This window comes from Corynebacterium sp. c25Ua_47 (assembly GCF_039907205.1).
In the GTDB taxonomy this organism is placed as follows: Bacteria; Actinomycetota; Actinomycetes; order Mycobacteriales; family Mycobacteriaceae; genus Corynebacterium; species Corynebacterium hiratae.
The window spans coordinates 1-22643 of the sequence record NZ_JASBOH010000011.1; the positions used below are offsets into that span (position 1 = coordinate 1).

19 protein-coding genes are annotated in these 22643 nt (G+C 60.9%); 8 read left to right on the top strand and 11 right to left on the bottom strand.

From position 1 onward, the window contains the following. From QKE52_RS10305 to QKE52_RS10340, 8 genes are all read right to left on the bottom strand, one after another. A partial coding sequence (locus QKE52_RS10305) for an APC family permease (RefSeq protein ID WP_347948739.1) occupies positions 1-990 on the bottom strand: 990 nt, incomplete at its 3' end. 239 nt (positions 991-1229) lie between these two features. Beyond that, positions 1230-2717, bottom strand: a complete 1488-nt coding sequence (locus QKE52_RS10310) for an NAD-dependent succinate-semialdehyde dehydrogenase (protein WP_046648743.1) — start codon at positions 2715-2717, stop codon at positions 1230-1232. A gap of 9 nt (positions 2718-2726) precedes the next feature. Next, a complete protein-coding gene (locus QKE52_RS10315) occupies positions 2727-3512 on the bottom strand; it encodes an aldolase/citrate lyase family protein (RefSeq protein WP_158396825.1) in 786 nt (261 codons plus the stop codon). Then, positions 3497-4282: a 2-oxo-hept-4-ene-1,7-dioate hydratase gene (gene hpaH, locus QKE52_RS10320; protein ID WP_293774704.1), complete on the bottom strand. Its 786-nt coding sequence runs from the start codon at positions 4280-4282 to the stop codon at positions 3497-3499. Before hpaH ends, QKE52_RS10315 begins: the two co-directional genes overlap by 16 nt. Positions 4283-4438: 156 nt before the next feature. Next, positions 4439-5515, bottom strand: coding sequence for a 3,4-dihydroxyphenylacetate 2,3-dioxygenase (hpaD, locus tag QKE52_RS10325; RefSeq protein ID WP_102234302.1), 1077 nt, complete (start codon positions 5513-5515; stop codon positions 4439-4441). Between the two features lie 53 nt (positions 5516-5568). Continuing rightward, complete coding sequence (hpaE, locus tag QKE52_RS10330) at positions 5569-7086, bottom strand: 5-carboxymethyl-2-hydroxymuconate semialdehyde dehydrogenase (protein WP_347948740.1); 1518 nt, start codon at positions 7084-7086, stop codon at positions 5569-5571. A 16-nt stretch (positions 7087-7102) separates the two neighbouring features. Continuing rightward, entirely contained in the window at positions 7103-7765 is a 663-nt protein-coding gene (locus QKE52_RS10335; protein ID WP_046648738.1) for a GntR family transcriptional regulator, read from the bottom strand. Further along, on the bottom strand, positions 7762-9237 hold the full coding sequence (locus tag QKE52_RS10340; protein ID WP_046648737.1) for a fumarylacetoacetate hydrolase family protein: 1476 nt from the start codon (positions 9235-9237) through the stop codon (positions 7762-7764). Before QKE52_RS10340 ends, QKE52_RS10335 begins: the two co-directional genes overlap by 4 nt. Positions 9238-9359: 122 nt before the next feature. On the opposite strand from QKE52_RS10340, the gene QKE52_RS10345 reads away from it, so the two are divergent. Beyond that, positions 9360-10724: an MFS transporter gene (locus QKE52_RS10345; protein ID WP_070700982.1), complete on the top strand. Its 1365-nt coding sequence runs from the start codon at positions 9360-9362 to the stop codon at positions 10722-10724. 205 nt (positions 10725-10929) lie between these two features. Further along, the gene (locus tag QKE52_RS10350; RefSeq protein ID WP_347948741.1) at positions 10930-12780 is read left to right on the top strand and encodes an FAD-binding monooxygenase; all 1851 of its coding nucleotides are present in this window, start codon (positions 10930-10932) and stop codon (positions 12778-12780) included. A 169-nt stretch (positions 12781-12949) separates the two neighbouring features. Here the strand turns inward: QKE52_RS10350 and QKE52_RS10355 are convergent, their stop codons facing one another. The 3 genes from QKE52_RS10355 to QKE52_RS10365 are packed head-to-tail and all read right to left on the bottom strand — an operon-like array spanning position 12950 to position 15579. Next, a complete protein-coding gene (locus QKE52_RS10355) occupies positions 12950-13738 on the bottom strand; it encodes an ABC transporter ATP-binding protein (protein WP_347948742.1) in 789 nt (262 codons plus the stop codon). Positions 13739-13741: 3 nt separating this feature from the next. Next, on the bottom strand, positions 13742-14599 hold the full coding sequence (locus QKE52_RS10360; RefSeq protein ID WP_046648734.1) for an ABC transporter permease: 858 nt from the start codon (positions 14597-14599) through the stop codon (positions 13742-13744). Next, positions 14596-15579: an ABC transporter substrate-binding protein gene (locus tag QKE52_RS10365; RefSeq protein ID WP_347948743.1), complete on the bottom strand. Its 984-nt coding sequence runs from the start codon at positions 15577-15579 to the stop codon at positions 14596-14598. Before QKE52_RS10365 ends, QKE52_RS10360 begins: the two co-directional genes overlap by 4 nt. A gap of 431 nt (positions 15580-16010) precedes the next feature. Between QKE52_RS10365 and QKE52_RS10370 the strand changes: the two genes are divergently transcribed. Genes QKE52_RS10370 through trpA form a run of 6 tightly spaced genes read left to right on the top strand, consistent with a single transcriptional unit; the run spans position 16011 to position 22629 of the window. Continuing rightward, a complete protein-coding gene (locus QKE52_RS10370) occupies positions 16011-17510 on the top strand; it encodes an anthranilate synthase component 1 (protein ID WP_046648732.1) in 1500 nt (499 codons plus the stop codon). After that, complete coding sequence (locus QKE52_RS10375) at positions 17507-18151, top strand: anthranilate synthase component II (RefSeq protein ID WP_046648731.1); 645 nt, start codon at positions 17507-17509, stop codon at positions 18149-18151. Before QKE52_RS10370 ends, QKE52_RS10375 begins: the two co-directional genes overlap by 4 nt. Further along, positions 18151-19188: an anthranilate phosphoribosyltransferase gene (gene trpD, locus QKE52_RS10380; protein ID WP_046648730.1), complete on the top strand. Its 1038-nt coding sequence runs from the start codon at positions 18151-18153 to the stop codon at positions 19186-19188. Before QKE52_RS10375 ends, trpD begins: the two co-directional genes overlap by 1 nt. Then, positions 19166-20548 (top strand): bifunctional indole-3-glycerol-phosphate synthase TrpC/phosphoribosylanthranilate isomerase TrpF, encoded by a 1383-nt coding sequence (gene trpCF / locus QKE52_RS10385; protein WP_347948745.1) that lies wholly within the window; start codon positions 19166-19168, stop codon positions 20546-20548. Before trpD ends, trpCF begins: the two co-directional genes overlap by 23 nt. Positions 20549-20593: 45 nt before the next feature. Beyond that, complete coding sequence (gene trpB / locus QKE52_RS10390; protein ID WP_293774672.1) at positions 20594-21808, top strand: tryptophan synthase subunit beta; 1215 nt, start codon at positions 20594-20596, stop codon at positions 21806-21808. Beyond that, complete coding sequence (gene trpA / locus QKE52_RS10395; RefSeq protein WP_347948746.1) at positions 21808-22629, top strand: tryptophan synthase subunit alpha; 822 nt, start codon at positions 21808-21810, stop codon at positions 22627-22629. Before trpB ends, trpA begins: the two co-directional genes overlap by 1 nt. The last annotated feature ends 14 nt before the right edge of the window (positions 22630-22643 follow it).

Consider the following 22643-nt stretch of genomic DNA (forward strand, 5'->3'; position numbering starts at 1 on the left):
TCGCGCTGCGGCGTTATGGAACGCCACGAGAGCAGCAATAAGCGAGGTTACAAACAAGCAGTTCGCTATGTTGGAAGCAAACACTGAATAGTCGCCCAACCACACGAAGACTAGGTCGGGACCAAGCTCAGTTGCCTTGTCGATGACGACGGACGGCCCCACTCCCTGAGCAAATGCCCATGCCGAAAAGGCGTAGAAAAGGGCAATAGTTCCAACAGCGATATACGTGGCCTTTGGAACCGTCCGCTCCGGATTTCGCGCTTCTTCCGAGTAGATCGCACCAGACTCGAAGCCCATGAAGGCCGCGATTCCGAAAGCAAGAAGCACGCCAATGCCGTTAGTGAAGAACTGGCCTGGACGCATCGTCTCCGCGGTGATTCCCTCGGGAGCAACGCCTAGCGACAACATAGAAACACCGGCAACGACGAGAAATTCAAGCGCTACCAAAACTCCCAAGACCTTGGCCGAGAAGTCGACGTTGCTGACTCCCATGACTGCTACCAAAAGCCAGCCAACCAAAGCTGCCATCCACCACGAAATGCTCGTGCCGAACCAACCATTGATCAGATTGGCGAGGGAGAAACCGAAGATTCCGTACAGACCAACTTGCATCATGTTGTAGGAAACCAAGGCCAGAATTGCAGCTGCGATTCCTTGACGGTTGCCCAACCCCTCTGACACATAGGCGTAGAAGGCTCCTGAGTTCTGAATCTTCGAACTCATAATTCCGTACCCGACTGCAAAGAACACGAGGATGATCCCAAGTGCTAAGTAGCTCCAAGGGACCCCCAACAATCCAGATACCGCAAAGTTGGTCGGTACTCCTCCCGCGAGCACAGTAAGGGGGGCGGAAGCCGCAATAATCATAAAGACTAGCGACGTTGTCCCTAGGCGCCCGGCGCCCAGGCCGCCCTCTTGGTCGTTGGGAGCCCGGTGCCCGGGCTGTACGTTTCGAGCGGGTAGCACTGGTGACTGCGTCGATGTGTCCACGCCAACTCCTCCTTACTAACTATGTCGGCCCGAAATGCCTTGGAGCGAGCCCAACGCATCTCGGTGTGTAGTTAGTAATTGTGTCCCGTCGCACAGAGTTATTGTTGTTTGTGCGTGATCACGATTTGTCTATGAGTGCTGTCACACCACACCAGCGCGAATACTATGCGCAAAAGACAATGCTGGCACCTCCCACAAAGGAGATGCCAGCATCATTATCAGCGGATTTAATGCACTATTTATGCATTCGCGTACGGGTCACGCATAGCGATGTACTGCAGCGAGGTGTACTCGTCCAGGCCCTCAGCGCCGCCCTCGCGGCCCATGCCGGACTGCTTCACGCCACCGAATGGGGCAGCGGCGTTGGAGATGACGCCGGCGTTGAAGCCCATGAGGCCGAACTCGAGGCCGTCACCGATGCGCCACATGCGGTCCGAATCCTCGGTGAACACGTAGGAGGCCAATCCGTACTCGGTGTCGTTAGCAATCTCAATTGCTTCCTTCTCATCAGAGAAGGTCAGGATCGGAGCAATCGGGCCGAAGATCTCCTCCTGTGCCACGCGGGCATCACGAGGAACGTTCGTCAGGACGGTCGGGGCGTAGAAGTAACCCTTGCCCTCACCCGGCTTGCCACCGACGAGGGCCTTGGCGCCCTTGGCCACGGCATCGTCGACAAGCGCGGTGATGTTATCCAGCGCCTTCTGCTCCACGAGCGGACCACAGGTAACGCCCTCGTCGAGGCCGTTGCCCACCTTGAGCTCACCGATGCGCTTGGCGAACTTCTCCGCGAACTCATCAGCGATGGACTCGTGAACGATGAAGCGGTTGGCGGCGGTGCAGGCCTCACCGATGTTGCGCATCTTGGCGCCCATTGCGCCCTCGACGGCCTGGTCAATGTCGGCGTCCTCAAAGACGATGAACGGAGCGTTGCCGCCCAGCTCCATCGAGGTGCGCAGGACGTTGTCCGCAGCTGCCTTGAGCAGAGTCTTGCCCACCGGGGTGGAGCCGGTGAAGGAAACCTTGCGCAGACGAGAATCCGCCATGATCGGCTCGGAGATAGCAGACGCAGACTTACCGGAGACCACGTTGACCACGCCAGCCGGAACGCCAGCATCAATCATGGTCTGTGCGAAGTACTGGGTGGTCAGCGGCGTCAGCTTGGCCGGCTTCACCACCATGGTGCAACCAGCGGCGATGGCCGGTGCAATCTTACGGGTAGCCATGGCCAGCGGGAAGTTCCACGGAGTGATAAGCAAGCACGGGCCCACCGGCTTACGACGGGTCACCATGCGCAGGGTGCCCTCCGGCGCCGGCAGGGTACGGCCGTAGTCACGAACGGCCTCCTCGCTGAACCAACGCAGGTACTCAGCGCCGTAAGTAACCTCACCGTAGGACTCTGCCAGCGGCTTGCCCATCTCCAGGGTCATCAGCGCGGCGAACTCGTCCTTGCGCTCCTGCACCAGGTCAAAAGCACGGCGTAGCAGGTTAGAACGCTCGCGGGTGGACGTGCGTGCCCACTCGTCCTGCACGGCGCAGGCGGCGTCCAAAGCCTTCTTCGCATCCTCAGAAGTAGCGGAAGCAAGGGTGGCGATGACGTCACCGGTCGCCGGGTTTTCCACATCGAAAGTGGAGCCATCGGAGGCGTCTACCCACTCACCGTTAATCAGCAAGCCAGTCGGAACCTTGGCCAGCAGCTCGTCAATATTGACCTTGTTGTTTTCACTCATGGTTCTTTTTTACCCTCCCAAATGGAATTTGTCTGCCAGTTGGCGTGCCGCACCCGAAAGAAGTTGAACATCCGCCCCAACCAGGGCAAATGATGCACCGGAAGCTATGTATTTCTGGGCCTGTTCAAGGTTGAAAGCGTTGACGCCTACCTTCTTTCCGGAAGCGCGCACGGCTTCAAATGTGTGATTAACCGCCTCGATCACATCCGGATGGGTCTGCTGGCCCAACAGCCCCATGGAGGCCGCCAGGTCCGAGGGACCGACGAAGATATTGTCCACCCCGTCAAGAGCCACGATTTCTTCCACGTTCTCTACCGCGGTCGCAGACTCAATCTGCACCGTGAGGCTCACCGTATCTGAGGCATTGGCGAGGTAGTTCTCCACGCCGTTCCAGCGTGAGGAGCGGGCCAGCGCCGAGCCCACGCCGCGCACGCCGCGGGGAGGGTAGTGCATGGCTGCTACGGCCGCCTCGGCTTCCTCGGCGGTATCAATCATGGGCACCATCAAGTTTTGTACACCCAGGTCAAGGTACTGTTTGATGAGTGCCGTGTTGTTTACTGGCACGCGGACCACGCGCGTCAAGCCGTAGGCGTCGGTAGCCCGCAGCAGAGAGAGGATGGTTTCGAGGCCATAGGGCGAGTGTTCGCCGTCGATCAGCGTCCAGCTAAAGCCAGCCGAGGCGATGATCTCCGCTGCAGCCTCCGAGCCGGAACAGATCCAGGCGCCAACGAGCGGCTGCTCGGCCTTTTCTAGGACGTCCGCAAAGGTGGGCGGCAGCTTTACTGAAATCGGCATGTGATGGACCCCAACTTTCCATAGTCTGCATGGACGGTATCGCCCGGTTCAACCCACATGGGCTTGGTGAAGGAACCGGCCAGGATGATGTCGCCGGCGGCAAGGCTATCGCCGTGCGCGTGAAGCTTGTTGGCAAGCCAGGCCACGCCCATTGCCGGGTGGTTCAGCACGGCCGCCGCCACACCCGTATCTTCGATGGACTCGTTGCGGTAGAGCAATGCAGACACCCAGCGCAGGTCGACGTCCGCGGGATCCACCGGGTTGCCGCCGTAGATCATGGCGCCGAGGGCTGCGTTATCCGAAATGGTGTCGACAATGGTGCGTCCCTCCATCTCGATGCGGGAGGAGAGGACCTCCAGAGCAGGGACAACATACTCAGTAGCGCGCAGCACGTCGAAGATGCTGCAATTCGGTCCCTTGAGCTCCTCCTTGAGCACGAAGGCCAGCTCAACCTCGATGCGGACGTTGGAGAACTGCGCGTGCTCGATAGTGGAGCCGTTCTCATAAACCTGGTCTTCAAAGATTGCGCCGTAGTCCGGCTCGGTGATTCCCGTGGCCTCCTGCATAACCTTGGAGGTCAGGCCAATCTTACGACCGACGAGACGGCGCCCGTCTTCGATGCCGCGGCGCACCCACTCGCGCTGCACCGCGTAGGAGTCCTCAATGCTCATCTCCGGGAAACGGGCGGTCAGCAGCGGGACCATCGACCGGTCCTTTTCGGCTTGCGCCAATTCATCTGCGATAGCGATGTGCTGTTTCTCATCCAGCATGTATTTCGCTCCTTACTGTGTTATTGAACGTGACTGTGGTGTTGTAATGGTTGTTAAACGTTGCGGTTTCACGTGAAACGACAACGCGGCCCCGCGTTATGTGCGCATTATCGACGCCGCGGGACCACGTTAATCAACCTGAGTGCTTAGGCCGTTTTAGAGCTGGTTACCCAGCTTGTACTCGCCCTGCTTCCACTCCGGCATCTCCTCCGAGTCTTCCTTACGGGTGTAGGAGAAGCCGTCCGCACCAATGGTGGCCTCGAGCTCGGACTCATCCTCGCGAGCGACCAGCGGCACCGGGTTGCCATCCAGGTCGAGGACGGTGGAGCCATCGCGGTACCAGGACGGAACAACCGGGGTTCCCCACCAGTCACGGCGCTGGTTATCGTGGACATCCCAGGTCACGACCGGGTTATCCGGGTCGCCGGTGTAGTAGTCCTGGGTGTAGATCTCTACGCGGTGGCCATCCGGGTCACGCAGGTACAGGTAGTAGGCGTTGGAGACGCCGTGGCGGCCCGGGCCGCGCTCAATGCGGTCGGATTCGCGGAGCGCACCCAGCTTGTCACAAATCGCGATGATGTTGTGCTTCTCATGGGTAGCAAAGGCGATGTGGTGCATACGCGGGCCATCGCCACCGGTCATGGCGGTGTCGTGCACCGTCGGCTTACGACGCATCCATGCAGCGTAAACGGTTCCTTCCTCATCGCGAATGTCCTCGGTGGTGCGGAATCCGAGCTCCTCCATGTACTTCACGGCAGCAGGAACGTCCGGGGTGATCTGGTTGAAGTGATCGAGGCGAACGAGCGCACCAGGGATGTGGGCGTCGTATGCCCAGGCCAGACGCTCACGGTGCTCAACCTCGTAAAAGAACTCGTACGGGAATCCCAACGGATCCTGTACACGCACGGAGTCACCGATGCCCTTGACGAAGCCATCCTTGTTACGGCGAACCTCGCAACCACGCGCCTTGTAGAACTCCTCGGCGAGGTCCAGATCCTCCGGCGAACGAACGCGGAAGGAGAATGCAGCGACGGCAGCGACGGGGCCCTGACGCAGCACGAGGTTGTGGTGGATGAACTCCTCGTAGGTGCGCAGGTAGATTTCGTTCTCGTTTTCCTCGGTCACGACGAGACCGAGGGTGTCAACATAGAACTTACGGGATGCAGCGAGATCGGTAACGATGATCTCCATGTAGGCGCAACGCAGAATGTCGGGGGCCTGAATGTCAGCCATGATGGCTCCTTAGTGTGAATTAGTAATGGGGGAGTGGAGAGGGCATGCAGACGTTACTGGTCCTGCTTGCCAAAGACCGGGTTGTGCACCTTGTCCAGGTTGATGTGGACGGCCTGCTGGTCGGTGTAGAAGTCGATCGAGCGGTAGCCGCCCTCGTGGCCCAGGCCGGAAGCCTTAACGCCGCCGAAGGGGGTGCGCAGGTCGCGGACGTTATTGGAGTTGAGCCACACCATGCCGGCCTCAACGTTCTGGGCAAAGTTGTGGGCACGTTTCAGATCCGAGGTCCACACATAGGCGGCAAGACCATACTTCGTGTTGTTCGCCAGCTCGAGTGCCTCTTCGTCGGTATCGAACGGGGTGATAGCAACAACGGGACCGAAGATCTCTTCCTGGAAGATTCGTGCGTCCGGCTTGACGTCAACGAAGACGGTCGGCTGGACAAAGTTGCCTTCCTCGAAGCCTTCCGGGCGCTCGCCGCCGGCGGCCAGGGTGGCCTCCTGCTTGCCAATCTCGATGTAGGAGGTGACCTTCTCGTAGTGCTCCGGGTGGACCAGGGCGCCGACCTCGGTGGTCGGATCGGAGGGCAGACCCACCTTCACGCGCTTAGCCTGGGCGGCGTAGCGCTCCACGAACTCATCGTAGATATCGCGCTGAACCAGGATGCGGGAGCCAGCGGTGCAACGCTCACCGTTGAGGGAGAAGACACCGAAGATACAGGCGTCGATAGCGGTCTCCAGGTCGGCATCGCTGAAGACGATGGCCGGGGACTTGCCACCCAGCTCCATCGACAGGCCCTTGAGGTGCGGGGCTGCGTTGCCGAAAATGATCTGGCCGGTGCGAGATTCACCGGTGAAGGAGATCAGCGGGACGTCCGGGTGCTTAACCAGCGGGTCGCCGGCGTAGCCTTCCTCGCCGAAGCCGTTGACCAGGTTGAAGACGCCCTTCGGCAGGCCAGCCTCCTCGAAGATGCCCGCCCACAGCTGTGCGGACAGCGGAGTGAACTCAGCAGGCTTGAGGACGACGGAGTTACCGGTGGCGATGGCCGGGGCCAGCTTCCAGGACTCCAGCATGAACGGGGTGTTCCACGGGGTAATCAGGCCCGCCACGCCAATCGGCTTACGGTTGACGTAGTTGATCTGGCGGCCCGGTACCTTGTAGGCGTCGTCAGCCTGGGCGACAATCAGGTCAGCGAAGAAGCGGAAATTCTCCGCAGCGCGCTTGGCCTGACCGTTGGCCTGGGTGATCGGCAAGCCGGAGTCGAAGGATTCCCAAGCAGCGAGCTTGTCCGCGCGGCTTTCGACGATATCCGCAATCTTGTTGAGCACACGGGCGCGCTCACGCGGCAGGGCCTTGGACCACGGGCCGTTCTCGAAGGCCTCCTTAGCGGCAGCAACAGCCTTGTCAATGTCTTCCGGCTTGCCAGAAGCGGCCTTGATGTAGGCCTTATTGGTTACCGGGTCGAGGACCTCGAATTCATCTCCGTCAATCGAAGGGACAAACTCACCGTTGATGTAGTGAAGAATTTTCTCTGGAAGGTCGGTGGGCTTAGCAGCATCGTTGTTGATAGCCATGAGTACTGTGAACTCCTTAATCGTTTTTCTTGCGATAGGTGTTGAGGGTGGCCAGTCGGTGTTGCCTGGCCACTTTTTCTATGTAGGCGGGTTCCGCGCCAGCCTCGATGAGGCTGACCAATTGCTCGTGCTCGCGCGTTGACTCTTGGGCTCTCTCCGGCACGTAGCGGAAGGTCGAGACGCGGTGGTATTCCAATTGCTTCCATTGGTCCACCACCAAGTCCTTCAACCTCTCGTTCGGGCACTTGGAGAAGAGAACGCTATGAAATTCTTTGTTGAGCTGGGTAAATTCTTCTGGATCGTGGTGGATATCGAGCTCCCGCATGCGCTGGTTGATCTCCCGCGCCCGGGCAATATCCTCCGCGTTGAGATACGGGGCGGATTGGGCCGTGGCATTGGCTTCCACGGTGGCCACGATGTCCATGGATTCGTAGTAGGCCTCGCGATTGTAGGTGGTCACGCTGGCACCGACGTTGCGTTCGTAGGTGACCATCCCTTCCGCTTCGAGTTGCCGAATAGCCTCACGGACGGGAACTACGCTGATCCCCAGTTCATCCGCGATTGTTGCCAACACGAGGCGATACCCGGGCTCATAGTCGCGAGTCCGAATCCTTTCACTTATCCAGTTATAGGCTTGTTGGGATTTACTTTCCCCGGCTGGTGCTGCGGTTTGCGTCATTGACCACCTGCCTTTCCATCACGGAAAGCGATGTAGGCTTCCTTGTTCGCTCCGGTCGGCGGGAAGAGCCCATCCAAGCTGGCGCCTTCCTCCACCTGGGAAGCGACCCATTCGTCCTCGTGCTCCTTGGCGAGGGCACCTTCGGCGACTTCGGCTGCGATATCGCGGGGGATGACCACGACGCCGTCATCATCACCAACGATGATGTCACCTGGGAGGACGGTGGCGTTTCCGCAGGAAACAGCGATATCGCTATCCCACGGGACATGCTTACGGCCGAGAACGCACGGGTGTGCGCCCTGCGTGAAGACGGGCAGACCAATCTCCTTAACGGCCTCGTAGTCACGCACGCCGCCGTCGGTCACGACGCCTGCGGCACCGCGGACCTTCGCGCGGAGCGCCAGGATGTCGCCGAGCGTTCCGGAGCCGGATTCCTGGCGGGCCTCAATAACGATGACCTCGCCTTCCTTGACGGTGTCGAAGACCTTCTTCTGCTCGTTGAGACCACCGCCATGAGACTTAAACAGATCCTCACGGCCAGCCACGAAGCGCAGCGTGCGGGCAACACCCACCATCTTGGTTCCCTTGGCCTGCGGGTAGACGCCTTCGATCACGGATTGGTTGATTCCGCGCTGTCGCAGCTGGGCGGACAGGCCGGCGGTCGGTGCCTTCTCCAACGCTGCCTTGAGCTCTGGGTCGAGCCCGCCCTCATCCTTGGGGGGAAGGCCGGCGGATTCGCGGTCACCGTAGGCGTCCTCGCGCTGCTTATCGTCCACGTAGGGCAGGTTGCCCAGCTGTGGATCGAAGGAAGCGGGGACTTCCTTCACGGTGGTCTTCAACCTGCCGGAGCTCACGCCACCCGGCACGTCAACCTCGACCTCAACGACATCCCCCGGCTCGATAACGGAGGAACCCGCCGGGGTGCCGGTGAGGATGATGTCACCGGTCTCCAGCGTCATGTGCTGGGACAGGTCGGCCACAAACTGGGCGAGCGGGAAGATGAGATCCTCATCAGAAGAGGTTCCCTCCTGAACAACCTCGCCATTGACCCAGGTGCGCAGGCGCAGACCCTTCGGGTCGATCCCTTGGGCGTCGATAAGCTCAGGCCCAATGGGGGTGTACCCGTCACGGGACTTGGAGCGGGTGTTGGAGCCCTTGTCCTGCACCTTGTAGTCATACAGGCCAATGTCGTTCGAAGCCGTCACGTAGGCGACGTGCTTCCACGCATCCTCAAGCGATACGTTGCGGGCCGGGGTTCCGATGATGAGCGCGATTTCTCCCTCGAAAGCCAGCAGCTCCGTTCCCTCGGGGCGTTCAACAACCCCGCCCGATTCAGCCAGCGTGCTGGTCGCCTTGAGGAAGTAGCTCGGGGTCTTGGGCCAGCGACCGCGCTGAGCTGCGCGGGACTCGAAAGCCACATGGACAGCGATCATTTTGCCCGGTTTAACCGGCAAGAACTCAGGTACAGCCATGAAGAATCCTTAATTGTGAACAAATCCTTGCCCAGATCGTATATTATCCCTACCACCACCGCAAGTGGTTCAACTCACACGCATTTCCATATATGGCACACCGCATGCCGAAAGGAACCAGAATGTCGCACACATCTGTCACGCCGGCAATTTCGACGGCCGAACGCCGCCGCGTCGTCGCCGCGACTACCATCGGTACCGCCATCGAGTGGTACGACTACTTCCTCTATGCCGCAGTGGCCGGACTCGTGTTCAACCAGCTCATGTTCGGCCCGCTCGAGGGTGGCCTAGCCACCATCATTTCCTTCCTGACCGTGGGATTGTCCTTCCTGTTCCGCCCGGTCGGCGCGTTCTTAGCAGGGCACTTTGCTGACCGGCTTGGCCGCCGCGTGGTTCTCATGGTCACGCTCATCGCCATGGGAGGTGCGACCACCCTCATCGGCCTTCTGCCCACCTACGAGACCGCTGGAATCTGGGCGCCGATCCTCCTCATCACCTTGCGCATCATCCAGGGCATCTCCGCAGGTGGCGAGTGGGGATCCGCCGTGCTCATGGCTGTGGAACACGCGCCGAATGACAAGCGCGGCCTCTACGGCGCAGGCCCCCAGATCGGCGTTCCTGCCGGTCTGCTGCTTTCTTCCGGCGTGCTCTCCATCATGAACACCATCGCGCCTGGCGACGCCTTCATGAGCTGGGGCTGGCGCGTACCTTTCCTGCTCTCCTTCGTTCTCATCCTGGTGGGCTACCTCATCCGCATGGGCGTCGACGAGTCCCCAGTCTTCGAAGAGATTGCAGAGCGCGAGGAGGAAGAGGCCACCAACCCCATTGGCAAGCTCTTCAAGAATTTCACCCCGCTGGTCCTGGTCGCGGCCCTCGTTTTTGCAGGTAACGGCACCGTCGGCTACATGACTACGGGTGGCTACATTCAGCGCTACGCCACGGATCCCGACGGCCTCGTTGCCCTCGACCGCGGTGACGTCCTCAATGCGGTGACCGTCTCTGCAGTCACGTGGGCATTGATGACTTTGTTCGCGGGATACATCTCCGACTATATCGGCCGCCGAAACACCTACCTCATCGGATTCATCCTGCAGGGAATCGGCGCTGCCGCCCTTTTCCCGCTGGTCAACACCGGTAGCCTGGGGCTTCTCTACGGCGCACTCATTTTCCTGACCGTCGGCCTGGGCCTGACCTATGGGGCACAGTCCGCGATGTACGCCGAGCTCTTCCCAGCCTCCATTCGCGCTACCGGCGTGTCCATCACTTATGCGCTTGGCTCGGTGTTGGGCGGCGCCTTCGCCCCCATGATCGCCGCGTCGCTCGTGGAGGCTACCGGCACCACCTTCGCGGTGTCGGGCTACCTCGTCTCCGCCTCGATTGTCGGCTTCATCTGCGCTTTCATCCTGCGCGAGCGCAAGGGAATCGCACTCGGCGCAGAGCACGAGTCCGAGCAATCTCAGGGACACTTCATCTTCAGCCCGCGCTAGGCGACGTCCTGTGCGCAGATCATTGTGCAGAAGACGCGCATCATATATGATTCTAAAAATAAGACCCAGCTCACATACTCCAGACGCCTTGAACTGAGTCACCATCTCCACGAGCAAAGCTCACAGAGCGATGGGGGAGTAGCTACCACCCCCATCACTCGCTTTTGTTCTCGACCACGACAACCCGCTGACTAAGGAGTCCACAGTGCAGTTCCACCACAACGGCTACGTTTCGGAAGATCCCCGCGTGCACGAGCCCGCCGGGTATGGCATCGATCGCGCCTCTGAGCTTCCCGATGAAATGGACGTCCTCATTGTCGGCTCCGGTCCGGCCGGCATGATCGCGGCCGCGCAGCTAGCAATGTTCCCCGACGTCAACACGCGCATCATTGAACGCCGTCCTCACCGCCTCGAGTTGGGCCAGGCCGACGGCATCCAGTCCCGCTCCGTAGAAACCTTCCAGGCCTTCGGCTTTGCCAAGGAAATCACGGAAGAGGCCTATGAAATCACCGAGATGTCCTTCTGGAACCCCGATCCGCAGGACCGCTCCAAGATTGTTCGCGGTGCACGCCCGATTGACGACGAACACGGAATCTCCGAGTTCCCCCACCTCATTGTGAACCAGGCTCGCGTGTTGGACTACTTCGCCCGCTACGCACGCCGAGCACCCGGCCGAATCACCCCGGATTACGGCTGGAACTTCGTCTCCCTTGAGGTGGGGGAGGGCGAATACCCCGTGACGGTGCACCTCGAGGATGTCGATGGCAACCCGCGCGACGTGCGCGCTAAGTACGTCGTGGGCTGCGATGGCGCAAAGTCCCGTGTCCGTAAGTCCATTGGCTGCTCGCTCAAGGGTGACCAGGCCAATCACGCATGGGGCGTCATGGACGTTGTCGTCGATACCGACTTCCCGGACTGGCGCACCAAGTGTGCCATTCACTCCCAGGCCGGCTCAATCCTGCACATCCCGCGTGAGGGCGGCTACCTCTGCCGCATCTACGTCGACCTTGGCGTCGTGCCCGAGGATGACAACCACAAGGTTCGCTCCACCCCGATTGAGAAGATCATCGAGAAGGCAAACGAGATCTACTCGCCCTACTTCATCGACGTCAAGATGGTCGCTTGGCACTCCGTGTACGAGGTGGGGCACCGCCTCGTCGATGCCTTCGACAACAACGATGAGGACCCGCGCGTCTTCCTCACCGGCGACGCCTGCCACACCCACTCCGCCAAGGCCGGCCAGGGCATGAACGTCTCCATGCAGGATGGCTTCAATATCGGGTGGAAGCTCGGCCACGTCCTCGATGGCCGCGCGCCGAAGGAACTCCTGGCCACCTACCACGGCGAGCGCCAGCCAGCCGCGCAGAACCTCATCAACTTCGACCGCGAATGGTCGACCCTCATGGCCACCCCAACCGAGGAGCTGGATGATCCCGAGGCAGTCGAGAAGTACTACGTCTCCGCAGAGGAGTTCGCCGCCGGCATGATGACGCAGTACGAAGAGAACCTCATCGTCGGCAACACCGAGCACCAGAAGTTGGCCGTCGGCTTCCCGGTAGGCAAGCGTTTCAAGTCCTACGAGGTTCTGCGCCGCTGTGACGCGTACCCCCAGCACCTGGGCCACCAGCACACCGCTGACGGCCGCTACCGCATCTACGCCTTCGCTGATGCCCCCAAGGCCGGCGAGACCTCAAAGCTCAGCGAGTGGGCTGACAAGGTGGGCCCCATCCTGGCCAAGTTCACGCCCGAGGGTGCCGATGAGAACACCTATTTCGACGTGAAGGCTATTTACCAGCAGACGAACCATCACGAGTACGAGATCCTGGACGCTCCGCTCCTGTTCCGCCCCCGCAACGGCAAGTTCAATATCCCGAACTGGGAGAATGTTTTCAATGCTCTGCCGGGAGACAAGGACATCTTCCACACCCGCGGCATTTCTCGCGACGGTGCCGTCGTCATCGTTCGCCCGGACCAGTACGTGGGAGCGGTCCTTCCGCTCGATGACCCAGCTGCCATCGAGGACTACTTCTCTTCCGCGCTCATCAAGCTCACGTAGTTCGTTTCAAGCTCAAGGAGCTTGAAACTGAAAGGGGCCCAGCACAACGCTGGGCCCTCTTTTAATGCCGCCGCTAAGCCCCCACAGAAAGAAAGAAACCTAGCAAAAGAAACCTAGATGCTGCCGAACACAGCACCTAGGTTTCACGTGAAACAACCTCGCAGGAATGCTACTGCAGCAGCGTCCTATCGGAGGTCGCTCCCTTAATCTTTGCGAACTCCGCCATGAGATCCTCTACCGTGAGCTTCGCCTTCTGCTCGGCGTCAGCGGAATAGATGATCTCTCCCTCATGCATCATGATGAGGCGGTTTCCCACTTGCAGCGCTTGCGCCATATTGTGCGTCACCATCAGAGTCGTGAGCTGACCTTGCTCCACAATGCGCTTCGTCAATGTCGTTACCAGCTCGGCGCGCTGCGGGTCGAGGGCCGCCGTGTGCTCATCCAGAAGCATCACCTTCGGGTTAGTAAAGCCGGCCATGAGCAACGACAGCGCCTGGCGCTGACCGCCGGAGAGCAGCCCTACCTTGGTCCCCAGACGCTTCTCTAGGCCGAGCTCGAGGGATTCCAACTGTTCCACGAAGATGGCCCGGCGCGCGGAGTTGAGACCCAAACCGAGGCCACGCTTCTTGCCGCGCAGGTACGCCAAGGAGAGATTCTCCTCAATCGTGAGGTTTGGTGCCGTACCCGCCATGGGGTCCTGAAAGACGCGCCCGACCTTCCTTGCACGCTTGTGCTCCGGCTGGCTCGTCACGTCCTGGCCGTCGATCGAGATCCTTCCCGAATCCGGGATGAGTCGGCCCGCGACGGAGTTCAGCAGTGTCGACTTTCCCGCACCGTTAGAGCCGATGACAGTGACAAAATCGCCGGAGGCAAGTTCCAGGGAGACGTCGCGAAGCGCACGGCGTTCGTTGACCGTACCCGGGAAGAAGGTCTTCGAAATCTTATCTACTTTGAGCATGATCTAGGCCTTCCTCTTCCCGCGCACCTTCGTCATACGCGGCACCAGCAGAGCGACAATAACCAGAAGCGCCGTGATGAGCTTCATGTCATTCGGGTTGAGGCCTACCTGAAGCGCAGCGAAGATGATGAGACGGTAGATCACGGAGCCCAACGCCACCGCAACCACGGCCATCCACAAGCGCGACTGGGGGAGTACCGCCTGTCCCAGGATGACGGATGCCAGACCAACCAGGATGAGTCCGATACCCATCGAAATGTCGGCGAAGCCCTGGTACTGCGCGATGAGCGCACCGCACAGGCCCACCAGGCCATTGGACAGGGCCAGGGTCAGGATCTTGGTGAAATCGGTGGACACGCCAAAGGAGGTGATCATCTGCTGATTGTCACCTGTTGCGCGCAGAGAAAGTCCCAGGTCCGTGGACAGGAACCACACGATCAGCAGGCAGAGCAGCACCGCACCCAGGGCGAGCAAGCCCACCCCGGCCCACGACCCCATTACTGCATCCAGCGGGGTAAACACCGAATCTTGGGAGAGCAACGGAACGTTGGCGCTGCCCATGATGCGCAGGTTGATGGACCACAGACCAATCATCGTGAGGATACCCGCAAGCAAACCGTCGATGCGGCCTTTCGTGTGCAGAAGTCCCGTGATGCAGCCGGCGATAAAGCCGGTGACAAAGCCTGCGGCCGATGCCAGAAAGGGATTAACCCCATTCGTAATGAGCACGCCGGCCGTCGCAGCCCCGGTGGTAAAGGAGCCATCGACGGTCAGGTCCGGGAAGTCAAGGACGCGGAATGTCAGGTAGACGCCCACGGCCATGACCGCATAGATGAGCCCTAGCTCGAGTGCACCAATCACAGCTTCTCAGCCTTCTCCATGATCTCCTTCGGTACCTCAACGCCCTGTGCCTTCACGGCATCCTCGTTAATGACGTAGGTGTACTCAGAGGCGGTTTCTACCGGGGTCTCGGCCGGGTCTGCGCCGTCCTGGAGGATGCGCAGCGCCATCTCACCGGTCTGGCGGCCCAGCTCCTTGTAGTCGATACCGATGGTGGCGGCAGCACCACCTTCAACGGCACCCGAGTCCGCTGCGATGACCGGGATGGTCTTGTCATTCGCTACCTTGATGAGCGAAGAAATGCCGGAAACAACCATGTTGTCGGTCGGCACGTAGATGGCATCGACATCGCCCAGCGCCTCCACGGCCTGCGGGATCTCCGTCACGGAGGTCACCGTCTGCGACTTCACCTCAATGCCCTTCGGCTTAGCGGCCTCTGCCAACTGTTCCACCTGCACCTTGGAGTTGACCTCGGCGGAGGAGTAGACCACGCCGACGGTCTTGGCGTCTGGGACCAGCTGGGTAATCAGCTCAACCTGCTCCTCGATGGGCGCGGCGTCAGAGGTACCAGTGACATTCTTGCCCGGCTTATCCAGGGACTCCACCAGCTCCGCCTCCACGGGGTCCGTCACCGCGGTGAACAGAAGCGGCTTGTCCTTGATGGACTTGCTCATGGCCTGGCCGGCCGGGGTGGCGATTGCCAGGTAGAGGTCGTGATTAGCATTTGCCATCTGCTGGGAGATGGACACCGCGGTGCCCTGCTCGCCATTGGCATTCTGGATGTCCCAATCCACGTCCACGCCCGCCTCCTCGAAGGCTTCCTGGAAACCTTCCGCGGCGGCGTCGAGCGAGGGGTGCTGAACCAGCTGGTTGATACCGATGGAATAGGAGTCCCCACCACCGGAATCACCGCCGGCGCTGTCCGAGGATGAGGAGCACCCCACGAGGGCGGCGGCGCTCAGAGCGAGAGCGGAGAGAGCAGCAGCAGTTTTAGAGAACATAACGGTCCTTTTCTACTCTAGAGTGACTGTTGTGACCGTTATTTAAGCCTCTTTCCATGCGTTTAAGCAGCAGTTTTGTGAATATTTTTCCCGCACGGGGGTACTCTTAGCCCTCCAAAAGCTATACTTTGACAGTTTTAGAGTTCTATATCACATGCTTAAGCTGCATGTTTCCTACATCACCCACCTCGCTGTGGCCCTGCAGCACATAGACCCCACGGGGGTACCCGCCGGCATTTATCTGTACGGCAGAAGGTATCGGTGTTAGAGTCAGTGATGTGAAGAACATTTCGAACCTTTGGTGGTGGCGCGCGTAACCCGCGGGCCTCGTTGTTCTCCCATATTTAAGGCCCGCAGCTGCGGGCTTTTCGGCGTTTTGCTCTCTTTAAAAGCTCGCGGCAGCACACAACATCGTTAAAGAAAGACACCGTATGCCGTTTACAGCCAAACGCGAGGTCGGGTACACACCCGATGCCAGTGCGCTCTTTTATGCCCTCGCCACGCCGCAAGATTCCCTGCTCTTAGAATCCGCGGACATTGAATCCAAGAAGAACCTCACGTGCATTGCGATCACCAAGGCAGCGCTCAAAGTCGTCTGCCACGGCCAAGAGGTCACCGCTACCGCATTAACATCCGCTGGCCAGCTGCTCCTCGACGAGCTTCGCCAGGACTTCCGCTCCAGGATCAGCCAGGACAGCGAGGAGAGCACCACCTTTAGCTTCGAGCTTTCCACCGAACACGATGAGCGCGCCCGGCTCCGCGCTACCTCCACCGCGGATATCCTGCGCACCTTACAATTCAGCACACTGTATTCCAGCGAATCACTACCCTTCATCGGTGGCGGTTTCGCCTTCGACTACGTCGAGACCTTCGAGAAGCTACCCCCGGTTCCCGACGGACTCAACGGATACCCCGATTATGAGTTTCTCGTCGCCGAGCACGTTCTCACCGTGGACCACCTGACGGAGACCGCAAAGATAGAGGGGTGGGGCGTCGACAAGCAGGCACTTGAGGAGGAGCTCGACCGCGCCGCCCGCACCGATCCCATCACGCCCCAGCCCCCACAGCCACTACCTCACATATCCGCGCGCGCCTCCATCGACGACGCTGCTTTCCGGCGTCACGTGGAGCGCCTGCAAGGCAACGTCCACGCCGGCGATATTTATCAGGTGGTCCCTTCCCGTGCGTTTAGTCTCGACTGCCCCGATGCCTTCGCTGCCTACCGCACACTGCGTGAGACCAACCCCTCGCCGTACATGTTTTACCTGCGCGGCGCCGAGCACGAGCTGTTCGGGGCCTCTCCGGAATCCAACCTGAAGTACACGGCCACCGACCGGCAGGTGCAGCTCTATCCCGTGGCCGGCACCCGCCCGCGCGGTGCGACCCACGAGCTGGACATCCGAAACGAACTGGAGATGCGCACGGATTCCAAAGAGGTCTCCGAGCACATCATGCTCGTGGACCTGGCGCGCAATGACCTCGCCCGCGTCGCCGTCCCCGGCACCCGACAGGTCGCTGATCTGCTCCAGGTGGACCGCTATTCCCGCGTGATGCACCTGGTCTCCCGCGTCGTCGCCACGCTGCACGAGGATTTCGACGCCCTCGACGCCTACCGCGCCTGCATGAACATGGGAACGCTCACCGGCGCACCGAAGCTGCGCGCCATGGAGCTCATCCGCGAGACCGAAGGTACTCGCCGCGGCTCCTTCGGCGGCGCTATCGGATACCTGCGCGGCGATGGATCCATGGACAACTGCATCGTCATCCGCTCCGCCTACGTCAAGGATGGCACGGCCGTCGTCCAGGCGGGCGCCGGTGTCGTTCGTGATTCCATCCCCCAATCCGAAGCCGATGAAACGGTCCACAAGGCCTACGCGGTGCTCAGCGCTATCGCCCAGGCACACAACGCATCCCTGGAGGTCATCCGATGAACCCGCACGTTGTCCTCATTGATAACCACGATTCCTTCGTCTACAACCTCGTCGACGCCCTCGCCGGCTATAACACCACCGTTTTCCGTAATACCGTGCCGGTGGAGGAAATCCTCGCCGCCAAGCCCGATATCATCATTCTCTCGCCCGGCCCCGGTCATCCCCGCGACGCCGGATCGATGATGCAGCTTATCGACGCCTCCCTCGGCCGCATCCCCATCCTCGGTATCTGCCTGGGCTTCCAGGCGCTGCTCGATCACTTCGGCGGCACCGTCGAGCCCTGCGGCCCAGTCCACGGTTCCTCCGTACCCATGACGCTGACCGACGCTGGCGCAAAACACCCCCTCTTCCAAGGGCTCACTACTGATTCCGAGCCAGATAATCCGAACTACGTGGGCCGCCTCGTCCCCGTTGCGCGCTATCACTCCTTGGGCTGCGCGAGCATTCCCACCCAGATGCGCAGCCTCGCGGAGACGGAAACCGACATCGGCCCTGTCACGATGGCGGCAGAAACCCTCGACGGCATGGCCCTCGGCCTGCAGTTCCACCCGGAGTCGGTATTAACTCCGACCGGTCCCATCATGATCGAACGCTGCATTGAACAACTTTCTTCTCTACCCACCATGGAAGGAGCCAAGTAATGACCAATAACCACGCCCTCAAGACACTGCAGGAATTCCTCGACATCTCCGAACCGACCCTCGAGCAGGCCATCGAGGTCTTCACCCCGCTGACGGTGGGGGAGTATGACGACATCCATATCGCCGCCCTCCTTACTCACATCCGCACGCGCGGCGAGACCTTCGCCGATGTGGCCGGCGCCGCCCGCGCCTTCCTCAACGCCGGCCGCCCCTTCCCGGTTACCGGCAAGGGCCTCATGGATACCGCGGGAACCGGTGGCGATGGCGCCAACACCATCAACGTCACCACCGGCGCATCCCTCGTCGCCTCCGCCGGCGGGGTCAAGATGGTCAAGCACGGCAACCGCTCCGTATCCTCCAAGTCGGGCTCCGCGGACGTCCTTGAGGCCCTCGGCATTCCGCTTGATCTCGATCCAGACCGCGCGGTCCGCCAACTCGAGGCCTCGAATTTCACCTTCCTCTTCGCTCCCGCGTATAACCCGGCGGTTGCCCACGTGCAACCGGTGCGCAAGGGCCTTGGCGTCTCCACACTCTTCAACACCATGGGCCCACTGCTCAGCCCAGGCCACCCGGAGTTCCAGATCATGGGCATCGCCAACCCCGAACAGGGTCAGCTCATTGCTGAGGTGTTCAAGGATCTTGGCCGCACACGCGCGCTCGTCGTCCACGGCGCCGGCACCGATGAGATCGCTGTCCACGGCACCACCCAGGTCTGGGAGCTTCGCGACGGCACCATAACCCACTACGAACTCACCCCTGAGGACCTCGGCATTTCCCGCCACGAGCTAGCTGACCTCGCCGGCGGCAACGGCAAGGAAAACGCCGAAGCTCTGCGCGCCGTCTTCGCCGGCACCGGAAAGCCAGCCCACCACGATGCGATCGCCGCGACCGCCGGCGCGATGTTCTACCTCAATGGCACGACCGACTCCATCCACGAGGGCGTCGCGCATGCCGACCAGCTCATCAAGGATGGCACCGTAGCCGCATGGCTGAAGAAGCACGAGGAGGCGAACTATGGCTCTGCCGACCGTGCTTGAGGGGATCGTCGCCAAGCGCCGCACGCATCTGCCCGCAATCCGTGAGCGCCTGGCGTACGTTGATTTAGCTTCCCTCCCGCGCTCGGAGCGCTCCTTCTACGATGCGCTCCGCGGCACCAACCGCTTCATCATGGAGTGTAAGTCTGCCTCTCCGTCGCTGGGGCTGATTCGTGAGCACTACGAGCCCGGGGCCATCGCACGGGTGTACTCGCGCTACGCTTCGGCCATTTCGGTGCTGTGCGAACCGGATCGTTTTGGTGGCGACTACGACCACCTTCAGACCGTGGCTCTATCCACGCACCTGCCAGTGCTGTGCAAGGACTTCATCGTTGACCCCATTCAGGTCTACGCCGCTCGCTATTTTGGCGCCGACGCCATTCTGCTCATGATGTCGATCGTCGATGACGACACCTACGCGGAACTCAAGCAGCTGGCGGATTCCCTTGGGCTCGATGTCCTCACCGAGGCCATCACCGAGGAGGAGGTCGCCCGCGCCACTGCCTTTGGCATCGACGTGATCGGAATTAACAACCGCAACCTCCACGACCTCAGCATCGATCTCACTCGCTCCGAGCGCCTTTCGCACCACGTTCCCTCTGGCAAGGTCATCGTCTCCGAGTCGGGCATCCGCGACAACCAGACCGTTCGACGTCTGGGCTCTCATGCCAATGCCTTCCTCGTTGGCTCCCAGCTCACCGGCACGCCCGATATCGACCGGGCCGCCCGTGAGCTAGTCTATGGCCAGAACAAGGTCTGCGGCCTCACGACGTGGTCAGCGGCCCAGGCCGCCCGTGCCGCCGGTGCCGTCTACGGAGGATTCATCTTCGAGGAGGCCTCCCCGCGCAATGTTTCACGTGAAACCGCGCTCGACATCATCGCCCACGAACCCGACCTCAACTACGTCGCGGTCTCTCGCCGCACCACTAGTTGGGAGGAACTGGCCCTCGACGGTATTTCCGCCCTGCAAATCCACGCGCCATACCAGGGGAGCACCAAGGCTGAGCTCGAACTCATTGAGTCAGTGCGCGCCGTGGCGGGGGAGCGACAGGTCTGGCGCGCCATCGACATGACGGCGCCCCATGGCCCCGCCCTTGCCTCCGCGCTTGCCGACGCCGCCGACAAACTCATCCTCGACTCCGGCGCCGGCGGCACCGGCACATCCTTCGATTGGACTACGGTTCCGGACGGCGTAAAAAAGAAGGCACTACTCGCTGGCGGCCTCAGTCCCGACAACCTACCGGATGCTCTCCGCGTCGGTACCGTTGGCCTCGACATCAATTCAGGCGTAGAGGTTAACGGTAGGAAGGACACGGCGCTCATCGCCAAGGCCTTCGACACGATTCGTCACTTTACGTATTAACCCCCACCCCAAGCTTTGCTCCAAGCCCTAGCTTAAAGGAACACTATGACCAACCAACAGGACACCAGGGAGACCCTCCTACCCGCTTATTTCGGGGAGTTTGGCGGACAATTCGTTCCCGAATCCCTCATTCCGGCACTCGACCAATTAGAGAAGGCCTTCGTCGATGCCCAGAACGATCCCACCTTCCGCGAAGAACTGGCCGGCTACCTTCGCGACTACCTCGGCCGTCCAACCCCCTTGACCGAAGCAACAAAGCTCGGCGGCAAGGCACGAATCTTCCTCAAGAGGGAAGACCTCGTCCACGGCGGTGCCCACAAGACCAACCAGGTGATCGGCCAGGCGCTCCTGGCCAAGCGGATGGGGAAGACCCGCATCATCGCCGAGACCGGCGCCGGACAGCATGGCACGGCGACCGCCCTCGCCTGCGCTTTGCTTGATCTCGACTGCGTGATTTACATGGGCGCTAAGGACGTCGAGAGGCAGCAGCCCAACGTCTACCGCATGGAGCTGATGGGCGCGAAGGTGGTTCCCGTGGATTCTGGTTCCGGCACGCTCAAGGACGCCGTCAACGAAGCGCTCCGTGATTGGACCGCCACATTCCACGAATCCCACTACCTCCTCGGCACCGCGGCCGGACCCCACCCCTTCCCAACGATCGTCCGCGAATTCCACAAGGTGATCTCCGAAGAGGCGAAGGCCCAGATGCTCGAGCGGACCGGCGGCTTGCCGGATCTCGTCGTCGCGTGCGTCGGCGGCGGCTCCAACGCTATTGGCATGTTTGCTGATTTCATCGACGAGGAGTCTGTCGAACTCGTCGGTGCGGAGCCCGGGGGAGAGGGACTCGATTCCGGACACCACGGCGCGACCATCAACAACGGCACCATCGGCATCCTCCACGGCGCCCGCTCCTATCTCATGCGCAATGCCGACGGCCAGGTTGAGGAATCCTATTCCATCTCCGCTGGCCTCGACTACCCGGGCGTCGGTCCACAACACGCGCACCTCGCTCAGACGGGGCGCGCAACCTACGTCGGCATCACCGACGCCGAAGCTCTCGAAGCCTTCCAGCTCCTCAGCCGCTGCGAGGGCATCATCCCCGCCCTCGAGTCCTCACACGCATTGGCCTATGCCCTCAAGCGCAAGGATGAAGACATCACCATTCTCGTTTCCCTGTCTGGGCGTGGCGACAAGGACATCGACCACGTCCGCCGAACCCTTCACGAGCACCCCGAACTTAAGATCACGGAGGACAAGTAATGAGCCGTTACGAGAAACTCTTCTCCACCCTCGCCGCACGCGGTGAAGGCGCGTTCGTTCCTTTCATCATGCTCAGCGATCCCGATCCCGAGACCGCCCTCACCATCGTCCGCGCGGCTGTCGCCGGTGGCGCCGACGCCCTCGAGCTAGGTGTCCCGTTCTCGGATCCTGTCGCCGACGGTCCCACGATCCAGGCCTCCCACATTCGCGCTCTCGCCGGCGGTGCGACGGTAGATTCCGCTATCGACCAGATCCGTCAGATCCGCAGTGAATTCCCGGACCTGCCCATCGGCATGCTCATCTACGGCAACGTTCCCTTCACCCGCGGGCTCGAGACCTTCTATTCCGAATTTCACGAGGCCGGCGCCGATAGCATCCTGCTTCCCGACGTCCCTGTTCGCGAAGGCGCCCCCTTCGTCGCCGCAGCCGACAAAGCAGGAATCGATCCCATCTTCATCGCACCAGCACAAGCCTCCGAGAAAACCCTCGAGGGCGTCGCGAAGTATTCCAAGGGCTATATCTATGCGATCTCCCGCGACGGCGTTACCGGCACCGAGAAGGAGTCAGAGACACGCGGGCTCGCTGACGTAGTGGACAACGTGAAACGTTTCGGAGGTGCACCGATTCTCCTTGGCTTTGGAATCTCCACCCCGCAACACGTTGCCGACGCCATTGCTGCTGGCGCTGCGGGAACAATCACCGGTTCCGCTCTGGCCAAGGTCGTTGATGCCCACCTCGACGATGACAACCGCCCCAACGACACTCTCGCCGCTGCGGTCACCGACTTCGTATCCACCATGAAGGCAGCCACCAAACAGTAGCCACGAAACAGTAG